The organism is Radicibacter daui (assembly GCA_030657355.1).
Taxonomy (GTDB): Bacteria; Pseudomonadota; Alphaproteobacteria; order Radicibacterales; family Radicibacteraceae; genus Radicibacter; species Radicibacter daui.
Genome location: CP131056.1, coordinates 4,019,750 through 4,030,125, shown reverse-complemented (window position 1 = coordinate 4,030,125; position 10,376 = coordinate 4,019,750). Strand labels below are relative to the sequence as shown.

Genomic DNA, 10,376 nt, shown 5'->3' with positions numbered 1-10,376 from the left:
TCGTTTGCCTAACGGGTCGCATAGGCTGTCGCTCTAAAAGCGATGGTGGAAATAGTCGCCAAAGGCGTCCCGATCAGCCTTTCAATGAATGCCTAACATCCATATTGCTTTTATCAGGCATTAAAGAAGAGCGGTAGGCGCGCCGAATGTGGCGAGCTGTGTGGCGCCCGCATCACGCTAATCGATTCTGGAACAATCTTCTGAGCCCTAAGGGGAGGCAGAATGATACATGGCCTGAATACGGAACTTTCGGAGCGAGAGATTTATCTGATCGGCTCGATTGTCTCTCAATGGGGCTTTCTAGAGTCTGATATTTTCGAACAAACACTGCTTTCATTTGCTGAAAGCGACAGCCTTCCAGCAGCAATGAACAACGCGCAATTTAGCGCTGTGCTGGACCTGTGGTTAGTGCGGGTGATTGAGCAGCTAAACGGACCTAAAAAGGAAGTTCTTAAGGCTTGTTACGCTGAAATTATTTCTCTGAACGAATATAGGCAGGCGATAGTTCATTCTCGCTGGGAGTGGAGTCCGAATGCTCCTGAGGAGATTACCGCGGTGCGAATTCACAAGAAAAATATAAAACAAGTTAAGTTTACGGCCGACGATCTCGCTGACTTATCTCTGGCGCTAAGCCAAATCCGTTATCGGGTCAGATACCCTGGTGGACTTGAGGATCAGGCGGCCGAAATGATGGCGGCCGGCGGGTATGTTAGCCGCCGTGCGTGGGGCGTGCTCTTTGGCCCGACGCCCGCGAAGGGCGGTGATGAGGCTGATGATCCCGAAAATTCATAATTCTTGATATTCGGGATTGGATTTATCTGCTGATGTCCTGACAAAGCAGATCAGCGTCGGTTGGTGATCGCCTTACAGAATCTCATAAACCTCATAGATCGGCCCGCCCGCCTGCCGGTGGCCGACACCAACGGCGAGAATGTCGTTGAGCCAGCTGTACCGCTCGTCGGATGTGGTGAAGCTGGCCTGAATGCGGAAATAATAATCTTCCGGGCTCACCTCTTCGCCGCGGGCCAGGCGTGCCATCACCTCGGCTGTTCCATGGCGCATGCCGGTGTAACTCATGCCGACGAGGGCGCCGTCTGCGGTTTCCAGCACCACCCGGGCATCGAGCAGCAGGGCGCCGTCACTGCGTTCGGTGAGCCAGTCCGTCCCGCCGGACAGGATCGTGCCCGTCAGCCGCTCGCCGGAAAAACTGCCGCCGGAGACATCGGCAATGCGCTTCTTTGCCCCTTCCAGTCCCCCGGCGGCGTGCACAGCTGACACGGTGACTTCAGCGATAAAAAGCGGGCGGGAGCGCAAGGCCGGCAGCGGGGGATGGCGGGGTTTGGTGGTGGTCATGGCGTCTCCTTGCCCATGTTTTTGATAGCGGTCACCGTGAAGGCAGGCGCAGGCGCCGGCAATTGAAGCACCGGCGCCCGCTTATGCTGGCATAAGAGCTTAACCGGATTTTGCCTGAAGCCGCTTGCGGTATTCGGCAACCGGCATGCCGCCCCAGCCCCAGTTCTCCATCTCGACTTCCTGGAAGATCACCCAGGTCCAGTCCATCGGTTTTCCCAGTACATCGAGCAGTACCTGGCTCATGCCTTTGTAGATGGCAGCCTTCTGCTCCTCGGTAACATGGTCGGTGCCGGGCCCGGTGCCCTCGCGGGTTACCTGAACGGTTACGATCGGCATGATGTTTCTCCTGTCGTCAAAAGCTGGTGGGGCAAAGGGGGGAGAACCGGTCAGTGGCCGGCAGCCTGTCCGCCATCGACATGCAGGATCTCACCTGTCACGAAACCGGCGTTTTCCAGATAGAGCACCGCGCCGACAATATCGGCCATCTCGCCCATGCGGCCGACCGGGTGCAGGGCGGAGAGGAAGTCATGCGTCTCGGGCGCATGCATCGGCGTCTTGATGATGCCGGGTGCAACGGCATTCACGCGGATGCCGCGCTTTGCATACTCAATGGCAAGGCTGCCGGTGGCAGCGGCAATACCACCCTTGGAAAGGGAGGCCAGCACGGAGGGCACTGCGGAAAGCGGATGCTCCACCAGCGCGGTGGTGATGCTGACGATGTGGCCGCTGCCCTGCTTCTCCATTGCCGCGGCGGCGGCCTGGCTGATGAAGAAAAAGCCATTGAGATTGGTGGCGACCACCTGGGCGTACTGCTCGGCGGTGTAACCGGTAAAGGGGCTGGCGACAAAGATGCCGGCATTGTTGATCAGGCTGTCGACGCGGCCGAACTTCTTCAGCGCTTCCGCTACCACCTTCGGGCCGGTTGCCGGATCGCCGATATCGCCAGCGACAGTCAACACATCAGGGTCGTTCGACGGCTTGATGGAGCGGGAGGTGGCAACCACACGCCAGTTGCGGTCGAGATAGGCTTTGGCCAGAGCCTCGCCGATGCCCTGAGAGGCGCCGGTGATGATAACGACCTTCTTTTCGCTGCTCATGATGAACCTCGTTGCTGAGAGGGTTTCCGGCTGTTCCGCCGGCCCTCAACAACTAGGATCAATCGAATTGTGAGCGAATGCCCGCTAGTCGGCAGTCTTTCTTCCGTGTATCGGTCGAATGGCTATGTTATCGCCGGTCTTGCGGCCCGATGCAGGCCTTCTCCGCCTCTATCGAAAGGCGGGCGAAATGGGCCTTGAGGCGGGGAGCGGCGAAATCGGCAAAAGCGCGCACCTTGGGTACCTGCAGCCGGCCTTGCGGGGCGATGAGATGCACCGGCAGCGGCGGCGCCTCGTCTGCTGCCAGCAGGATTTTGAGCGCGCCCGCCCGGAGCGGATCGGCGATGTGGTAGGAGAACATGCGGGTCACGCCGCGCCCCGCCACAGCGCTCGCGGCCGCGGCGCGAATGCTGTTAACGATGAGGCGCGGGTTGAATTGCACGGCACGCGGAACGCTACTGCCGGGCGCTGGCGGGAAACTCCAGCTGTCGATGCCGAAATGCGTCATGGCGATGATCTGGTGCTGCGCAAGGTCCGCTGGTTCGCGGATCACCGGATTGGCCTCCAGATACCGCGGAGCGGCCGCCACCACCCGCCTCACCTCGCCAACCCGCAGGGCGATCAGCGAAGAATCGGCCAGATGCGCAATGCGCAAGGCAAGGTCGATGCCCTCATCGATGAGGTTCGCCGGCCGGTCGAGGAAATAGAGCCGCACACTGACGGCCGGATATTCCTCCATGAAGTCTTCGACGATGGGCCGTAAAATCTCCTCGCCTGCCGCCACCGGAGCGGTGATGGTCAGGAGCCCGCGGGGCGCAGAGCGCTCGCCGGCGGCGATGATATCGGCTTCTTCCAGCTCTCCCAGCACACGCCGGCAGGCAGCGGCATACCGCTCACCGGCTTCGCTGAGCTTCAGCGATCGTGTCGTGCGATGTAGCAGCTCGGCGCCGACATGATGTTCCAGAAAAGCGATGGCGCGGCTGACGGCGGCGGGCGATTTACCCAGCTTGCGTCCGGCGCCGGCGAGGCTGCCTTCGTCAAGGGCAGCGATAAACACCTTCATCGCGTCGATGCGGTCCATCAGCGTGTCACCTTGCGAGCGAAAGACATTAGATGAGGGGAGCGGACTGTAAGGTCAGGAGGTCCAGGATGCGAGGTGGGGCGTGATTTGAGTGTCGCAGAACGTTCTGAAGCTCATGACGTTGCTGTGACCTCTGTACTCGGTCTCTCTGGATTCCAGCAGCCGTTCCGGAACGACCAGGCTGACGCCCAGCGATGCCATGTCATCGATAGCGTTGCCGGCGATGTTTTCGTCAACTGTGGTCAGGAATAATCTGCGGTTTCCCATCTCCCGCTGAACCTGCTTCCAGCGCTCGCGCAATGTGGTTTTCGCGCTCAGGATCATGCCGGATTTGGCGTCTTCCCGGCCGCTGTCGATAAAGCCGAGTGATGGCAATATGAAATCCGGTCGTTTCTTGGCCTCGATAATCACCTGTTTTTCAAAGGGGATATTACCCCCTTTGAGCATTGCTTCGATGTGATGCTCGTATGAATAACCAGCACGCGACTTGCGTTGCTGGCTGGCCGATAGCAACAGCGCATCAATCTGTGGAAATTCGTCCACGAGCGCCCTTATGACGTCCGCAAGAGACAGCTTTTTGGGGGCATCACCAAGGACGATACGCACGAGTGCGACGGCACGTTCGCGCCGTTGAAATTCACGAAAAATGTCCCATTCAATATCGCGGCTTATCTCGCGCAGTACATCTCCAGGCCTTTCGAGAGCGAAAGGGTCGATAGCTGCAGGGCTATGTTTTTTTAGAAATGCCTGCTGTGCCAACCGGGCAAGGTCGATGGTCGCAGGCATGGCCGCGTGACTTTTGGCGAAGCTCTCGATTGTCCCGGCCAGCCAGGCGGCAATCACCTGCTCTGCAAAGCTCAGGATTTTCTCCCGCTCGCCGGCGCGCACAGACTCAGGTTCAAATGTACCGACGAGGAAGTCGGCATGCAGGGCGAAGGTCTCTTCAACGAGATCATTTTCGGGGCTGCCTGAATCGATGGTCAGGCATTCATAAAGCGGTTCGTTACCTCCTCTTACCCGGCCCATTATCAACAGTGAGGCCGGGAGCAGGTCGATGAAGCAGGAACCCGGAACGCGGGTCAGGTGAGTCTCTTCGCCCTTGCTTCTGTAATTGACGAGCCGGCTCTGGCGCAAACCGGGGCCGGACTGAGGCCAGACTGTCTCGATAAAGACTTCGTAAATTTGACCGGCGTCAGCTTGCTCACGCTGCTTCGCCGCGAGCGGCGGAAAGAAGCCGCTGTCACGCTGCTCTTTGGGAATGTAGATGCCGGCCTGATTGTTCTGGCGTTTTCCAGGAACAGGGAGCCCGTTTTCGTCCTCTTTCTGCTTCGACCAGTTTCGATCATTGTTGGAGAGTTTCTTGACGAGAACCTGGTCGGATTTTTCCAGGAGCGCACGCAGCAGGTCCGCGTCGGCGCCAGGCTCTTCAAATCTGAACTCTCCCTGGCCGATCATGTTCTGCCCTCAATTTCTCCGTTGGTTGCACTACCGCGAAGCCAGGCTTCAGTCCGGTCTAAAACGTCATCAACGCCGAGACGCGTGCGTCCCTTCAGGGCGCATTCCCAGATGACAAGGCGGCGCCAGCCCGTCTCATCAAGCTGACCTCGTACTGTGTTGTCGCGAATCCGGTTGCGGCCGATTTTGTCCGACCAGAATTCGCGCCTCGTCGACGGTAATTTGAAGAGGTGGCAGTGGTGGCCGTGCCAGAAGCAGCCATGGACAAAGATGGCGGCACGGAAGCGTGGCAGGATCAGGTCTGGTTTGCCCGGAACATCGTCGGCATGCAGCCTGAAGCGAAAGCCCCGTGCGTGTAGCCCTTTTCGAACCACCAGTTCGGGCTTTGTGTTGGACCCCCGGATGCCCGCCATCATCCGGCTGCGGACTGCCGGGGAGACGACATCAACCATTGGCGACGGCGCGAACCCTGTCCGGGCGGGTGATCGATATGGTCGGCCGTTCGGCCAGATCATGCGCCGTCCGGTTTTCCAGTGCCCTGGCCAGAAATGGCTTCATGGCGTTGGCGAGGAACTCGATCACCGGCACAACCACGGCATTGCCGAACTGGCGATAGGCCTGGGTGTCCGATACCGGAATGACCCACCGGCGATCCCCGCGATCAAACCCCATCAGCCGGGCACATTCCAGCGGCGTCAGACGCCGCGGGCGCGGGCCGGGCTGGTCCACCAGAATCTCGGACCCGTCTTTGTAGTAGCGGGCAGACAGGGTGCGGGCGACATCTCCCGGGCCAAAAAGGCCGTACCCGAAGCCGTTGCCCTTGGATTCATGTTTGGCGCGGTAGGCCTGCAGATATTCCCACAGCCGCGGTGTCAGGGTGTATTTGGCATCAACCTCGCCATGCGGCAGCAGTACGCTGCCGAGCGTCGGGCCATCTTCGGGCAGGACGAGCGAGGCGAGATCGAATTCGGTTGGCTCCCGGAAGCCGACAATGAAGATACGTTCCCGCTTTTGAGGAACCCAGGAGCGTGAGCTGATAACCCGCGTCTGGACGTGGTAGCCCAGCTCGTTGGTCAGCACATTCATGATCGTGGCAAAAGTTCTGCCCTGATCATGACGCTCAAGATTCTTGACGTTCTCCAGAAGGAACGCCGCAGGGCGGTGATGGGCGATGATTTGCGCGGTGTCGAAGAAAAGAGTGCCCTGCGTATCGCACAGGAAACCGTGCGGCCGGCCGAGAGCGTTTTTCTTGGAGACGCCCGCAATCGAGAAGGGCTGACACGGGAAACCCGCCAGCAGAACGTCATGTTCCGGAATGCGGTCCGGATCGCTGGAATATTCCCGGATATCGCCGGCTATCGGGTGATTGTCACGGAAGTTGGCGGCGTAGGTCTGCTGCGAGTGTTTATCCCACTCCGAGGTGAAAACGCAGTGCCCGCCAATACCCTGAAAGCCGATACGCAGACCGCCAATGCCGGCAAACAGGTCAATGAAACGAAATGCCAGCGGCGGCGTCTGCTCCGCATTGGCGCCATTTCCCGCGGTCTCGAAGAGTCCTCGTTCCAGGGCCCGTTCATGTCTGGCGGTGATGCCGGAGCGTCGTGGTACTCGTTTCAGCACTTTGAGTATGTTCGCTTCCTGGTTCAGTGCGTTGCCTGACCAATCATCAAACGGCAGGAAGCCGCTTTCTGCTGATTCCGGGGTAGGCATGACATGCTGCTTTCTCTGATCGGGGAGATTGGCAGTGTGCGCGCCGAATTCCAAGATCTCAAGAAAATGTTCCCGTATTGTTCTTTGATGAAAAAGGCCCGCGACGTTTCGCCGACGCGGGCCTTTCCCTCATTTAATATGCGTTATCAGCCGTTTGCGAGCTTGCGCACCTCATCCCGGTGCGGCAGGCGCCAGCCGGGCCGCACGAAGTGGCAGGTGTAGCCGTTGGGGATGCGCTCCAGATAATCCTGATGCTCGGGTTCGGCCTGCCAGAATGGGCCGGCGGGGGCGATTTCGGTCACCACCTTGCCAGGCCACAGGCCGGAGGCGTTGACGTCGGCGATGGTCTCGCGCGCCATCTCGCGCTGCTCCTCGCTCTCGTAATAGATCGCCGAGCGATAGCTCATGCCCACATCATTGCCCTGGCGGTTGCGGGTGGAGGGGTCGTGGATCTGGAAGAAGAATTCCAGCAGTTCGCGGTAGCTGATCTCTTCCGGATCGAAGACGATCTCCACCGCCTCGGCATGGGTGCCGTGGTTGCGGTAGGTGGCGTTGGCAACATCGCCGCCGGTATAGCCCACGCGGGTGGAAATCACGCCGGGCTTGCGGCGCAGCAACTGTTGCATGCCCCAGAAACAGCCGCCGGCCAAAATCGCCTTCTGGTTTGCCATCTCGGGAAATCTCCTTGGGTTGCCAGTCGCCGGGCCTTTGCCGCTGCGGCAAACTGGTCGCGGATCACGGGCTTGTAGATAGGCGCGCCCGGTCCCAGATCCAACCGGTCAGGAGTTCTTGCGCCGGGCCTCTCACGCGAACGTGATGGCAACTGCAAGGCGCCCGCCCGCAGCGGCGCAATCCTTGTGGCGCGTCCTGTCCCGATCTTCTCTTCAGACTTCACATCGGGGGAAATTTTCATGAGCACCGTCACTGCTGCCCTTTCCGGCAGCTTCGCCATCGGGGGCGATCTTTCCGTGCACCGGTTGGGTTATGGCGCCATGCGCATCACCGGCCGCGGCATCTGGGGTGAGCCCGCCGATCCTGCCGAGGCCCTGCGCACGCTGAAGCGCCTGCCGGAACTTGGCGTCACCTTCATCGATACCGCCGACAGTTACGGTCCCGATGTTTCCGAGGAGCTGATTGCCGAGGCGCTGGGGCCGGATTATCCCAAGGAGCTGGTGGTCGCCACCAAGGGCGGCCTTACCCGCACCGGGCCGGACCGCTGGATCCCCGTCGGCCGGCCGGAATATCTGATCCAGCAGGCACACAAGAGCCTGCGCAACCTTGAGCTGGAGCGCATCGACCTCTGGCAGCTGCACCGCATCGATCCCAAGGTGCCGCGCGATGAGCAGTTCGATGCCATTCGCCAGCTCATCAAGGAGGGTATCATCCGCCATGCCGGCCTCAGCGAGGTGAGCGTGGAGGAGATCAAGGCGGCGCAGAAATTCTTCCCCGTCGCCACGGTGCAGAACCGCTACAACCTCACGGATCGGGGCAGCGAGGCGGTGCTGGACTATTGTGAAAGCCAGAAGATCGGCTTCATCCCCTGGTATCCGCTGGCGGCGGGCGCACTGACCCAGCCGGGCGGCATTCTCGACACGCTGGCCAAAAAACATGGTGCCAGCACCAGCCAGATCGCCCTTGCCTGGACGCTGAAGCGCAGCCCGGTGATGCTGCCGATCCCCGGTACCTCCAGGGTCAAACACCTGGAGGAGAATGTGGCGGCGGCAGGCGTCACGCTCAGCGATGAGGAATTCGCCGCGCTCGACAAGGCGGGCAAGGCGGCCGCCTGAGGCAAGCCGGCTGCGTTGTCAGCGGACCGACAAAAACCTGCTCCGGCGCTTGCCGGGGCAGGTTTTTATTTTTGCCGGCTGAAGCCTTCCGCCCGGTGGCGTTTCAATTTGCCGCTTGGGCGGGCGCTCGTTTTTCAGCAAGACTGGCCTAGATTACGCGGATAGGGCCGCCCAGGATGGCCCGAACCCGCCTTGCGGGAATGTCCGGGCCGGCGTTCTGCCGGCCTTGCCCGTCAACTCCCCGCCCGTCAGGTTTCCGCCAGCCGGAGGAGAAGTATCCCTTGCGCCCCAGCCGCTTTACCACCCTCGCTGTCTGCATCCTCATCACACTGCTGAGTGCAGTTTTCCTGAGCAGGGCCGACTGGCTGTGGCCGGTTTTCATCATCGCCGCGTTTCTCAGCCTCATGGGTCTGCGCGATCTCTGGCAACCGCACCATTCCATCCAGCGCAACTACCCGGTGCTGGGCCATATCCGCTGGCTCGTCGAGATGATCCGCCCGGAAATCCGCCAGTATCTGATGGAATCCGATGAGGACGGCATGCCGTTCTCGCGCGAGCAGCGCTCCCTCGTTTATGCCCGCGCCAAGCAGGAGGCGAGTGAACATCCCTTCGGCACGCTGAGGGACGTTTATCTCAACGGCTATGAGTTCATGGGCCATTCGGCAAAGCCCGTAGTGGCGTCCGATCCGCAGAGTTTCCGCATCACGGTAGGCGGCGACCAGTGCAAGAAGCCCTATTCAGCCTCCGTCTTCAACATCTCGGCCATGAGCTTCGGCTCGCTCAGCGCCAATGCCATCCAGGCACTCAACAAGGGCGCCAAACTCGGCAACTTCGCCCATGACACCGGTGAGGGCTCCATCAGCCCGCATCACCGCCGCCACGGCGGCGATATCATCTGGGAAGTGGCGAGCGGCTATTTCGGGTGCCGCACGAAGGACGGGCATTTCGATCCGGAGAAGTTTGCGGCGCAGGCGCAAAACGATCAGGTCAAGATGATCGAGATCAAGCTGAGCCAGGGGGCCAAACCCGGCCATGGCGGCATCCTGCCGGCCGCCAAGGTGACGGCGGAGATTGCCGAAACGCGCGGCGTGGCGATGGGGGAGGATTGTATCTCCCCGCCCTCCCACAGCGCCTTTTCCACGCCGGTCGGCCTCATGGAGTTCGTTGCCCGGCTGCGGGAGCTTTCCGGTGGCAAGCCGGTCGGCTTCAAGCTCTGCCTCGGCCATCCGTGGGAGTTCATGGGCATTGTCAAGGCCATGCTGGAGACAGGCATTCGCCCGGACTTCATCGTGGTGGATGGCGGCGAGGGCGGCACCGGCGCCGCGCCGGTCGAGTTCTCCAACCATCTTGGCACGCCGATGCGCGAGGGGTTGCTGCTCGTCCATAACACGCTGGTGGGGGCGGGGCTGCGCCAGCAAATCCGCATCGGCGCCGCCGGCAAGGTGGTCAGCGCCTTCGATATCGCCAGCCTGCTGGCGCTGGGCGCGGACTGGACCAATGCGGCGCGCGGTTTCATGTTCGCGATCGGCTGTGTGCAGTCGATGAGCTGCCACACCAATCGTTGCCCCACGGGTGTCGCCACGCAGGACCAGCTGCGCCAGCGCGCGCTGGTGGTGCCGGACAAGGCAGAGCGCGTCCACAATTTCCACCGCAATACGCTGAAGGCGCTTTCCGACATGCTGGCCTCGGCCGGGCTCAGCCATCCGGCGCAGGTGAAGGCGCATCATCTGGCGCGGCGGGTCAGCGATACGGAGATCAAGCTTTATTCCCAGCTCTATCCCTTCCTTGAGCCGGGCGAACTGCTTGGCGGCACCGTGCGTCATCCCTTCTACGGCGATGCCTGGAAGATTGCCCGGGCGGACAGTTTTGAACTTTCCGTACCGGCCTGAGGTTTCC

Annotated in this window: 11 protein-coding genes; 3 read left to right on the top strand and 8 right to left on the bottom strand. The window is 60.8% G+C overall.

The window, feature by feature from the left end:
* Positions 1 to 222: 222 nt before the first annotated feature.
* Entirely contained in the window at positions 223 to 792 is a 570-nt protein-coding gene (locus QTL98_RS18800; RefSeq protein WP_445679995.1) for a hypothetical protein, read from the top strand.
* 72 nt (positions 793 to 864) lie between these two features.
* On the opposite strand, the gene QTL98_RS18795 is transcribed toward QTL98_RS18800, so the two are convergent.
* From QTL98_RS18795 to msrA, 8 genes are all read right to left on the bottom strand, one after another.
* The gene (locus QTL98_RS18795) at positions 865 to 1,353 is read right to left on the bottom strand and encodes a DUF3237 domain-containing protein (protein WP_445679994.1); all 489 of its coding nucleotides are present in this window, start codon (positions 1,351 to 1,353) and stop codon (positions 865 to 867) included.
* A 99-nt stretch (positions 1,354 to 1,452) separates the two neighbouring features.
* Complete coding sequence (locus QTL98_RS18790) at positions 1,453 to 1,689, bottom strand: tautomerase family protein (RefSeq protein WP_445679993.1); 237 nt, start codon at positions 1,687 to 1,689, stop codon at positions 1,453 to 1,455.
* Between the two features lie 50 nt (positions 1,690 to 1,739).
* Positions 1,740 to 2,450 carry an SDR family NAD(P)-dependent oxidoreductase gene (locus QTL98_RS18785; RefSeq protein WP_445679992.1) on the bottom strand — a complete coding sequence of 237 codons (711 nt, stop codon included), beginning with the start codon at positions 2,448 to 2,450 and terminating at the stop codon, positions 1,740 to 1,742.
* 127 nt (positions 2,451 to 2,577) lie between these two features.
* Positions 2,578 to 3,528, bottom strand: coding sequence for a LysR family transcriptional regulator (locus tag QTL98_RS18780; RefSeq protein WP_445679991.1), 951 nt, complete (start codon positions 3,526 to 3,528; stop codon positions 2,578 to 2,580).
* A 54-nt stretch (positions 3,529 to 3,582) separates the two neighbouring features.
* Positions 3,583 to 4,983 (bottom strand): type II restriction endonuclease, encoded by a 1,401-nt coding sequence (locus QTL98_RS18775; protein ID WP_445679990.1) that lies wholly within the window; start codon positions 4,981 to 4,983, stop codon positions 3,583 to 3,585.
* A complete protein-coding gene (locus QTL98_RS18770) occupies positions 4,980 to 5,435 on the bottom strand; it encodes a very short patch repair endonuclease (RefSeq protein ID WP_445679989.1) in 456 nt (151 codons plus the stop codon). Before QTL98_RS18770 ends, QTL98_RS18775 begins: the two co-directional genes overlap by 4 nt.
* Positions 5,428 to 6,693 carry a DNA (cytosine-5-)-methyltransferase gene (dcm, locus tag QTL98_RS18765; protein WP_510637593.1) on the bottom strand — a complete coding sequence of 422 codons (1,266 nt, stop codon included), beginning with the start codon at positions 6,691 to 6,693 and terminating at the stop codon, positions 5,428 to 5,430. The genes QTL98_RS18770 and dcm overlap by 8 nt, the downstream gene beginning before the upstream one ends.
* A gap of 146 nt (positions 6,694 to 6,839) precedes the next feature.
* On the bottom strand, positions 6,840 to 7,364 hold the full coding sequence (msrA, locus tag QTL98_RS18760) for a peptide-methionine (S)-S-oxide reductase MsrA (protein WP_445679987.1): 525 nt from the start codon (positions 7,362 to 7,364) through the stop codon (positions 6,840 to 6,842).
* A gap of 240 nt (positions 7,365 to 7,604) precedes the next feature.
* On the opposite strand from msrA, the gene QTL98_RS18755 reads away from it, so the two are divergent.
* Both QTL98_RS18755 and QTL98_RS18750 read left to right on the top strand, forming a co-directional pair.
* The gene (locus QTL98_RS18755) at positions 7,605 to 8,480 is read left to right on the top strand and encodes an aldo/keto reductase (RefSeq protein WP_445679986.1); all 876 of its coding nucleotides are present in this window, start codon (positions 7,605 to 7,607) and stop codon (positions 8,478 to 8,480) included.
* Between the two features lie 281 nt (positions 8,481 to 8,761).
* Positions 8,762 to 10,369: an FMN-binding glutamate synthase family protein gene (locus QTL98_RS18750; RefSeq protein ID WP_510637501.1), complete on the top strand. Its 1,608-nt coding sequence runs from the start codon at positions 8,762 to 8,764 to the stop codon at positions 10,367 to 10,369.
* Positions 10,370 to 10,376: the final 7 nt, after the last annotated feature.

Coding starts and splice junctions, on each gene's coding strand:
- QTL98_RS18800 (WP_445679995.1), top strand. CDS start 223: ATGATACATGGCCTGAATACGGAACTTTCGGAGCGAGAGATTTATCTG.
- QTL98_RS18795 (WP_445679994.1), bottom strand. CDS start 1,353: ATGACCACCACCAAACCCCGCCATCCCCCGCTGCCGGCCTTGCGCTCC.
- QTL98_RS18790 (WP_445679993.1), bottom strand. CDS start 1,689: ATGCCGATCGTAACCGTTCAGGTAACCCGCGAGGGCACCGGGCCCGGC.
- QTL98_RS18785 (WP_445679992.1), bottom strand. CDS start 2,450: ATGAGCAGCGAAAAGAAGGTCGTTATCATCACCGGCGCCTCTCAGGGC.
- QTL98_RS18780 (WP_445679991.1), bottom strand. CDS start 3,528: ATGGACCGCATCGACGCGATGAAGGTGTTTATCGCTGCCCTTGACGAA.
- QTL98_RS18775 (WP_445679990.1), bottom strand. CDS start 4,983: ATGATCGGCCAGGGAGAGTTCAGATTTGAAGAGCCTGGCGCCGACGCG.
- QTL98_RS18770 (WP_445679989.1), bottom strand. CDS start 5,435: ATGGTTGATGTCGTCTCCCCGGCAGTCCGCAGCCGGATGATGGCGGGC.
- dcm (WP_510637593.1), bottom strand. CDS start 6,693: ATGCCTACCCCGGAATCAGCAGAAAGCGGCTTCCTGCCGTTTGATGAT.
- msrA (WP_445679987.1), bottom strand. CDS start 7,364: ATGGCAAACCAGAAGGCGATTTTGGCCGGCGGCTGTTTCTGGGGCATG.
- QTL98_RS18755 (WP_445679986.1), top strand. CDS start 7,605: ATGAGCACCGTCACTGCTGCCCTTTCCGGCAGCTTCGCCATCGGGGGC.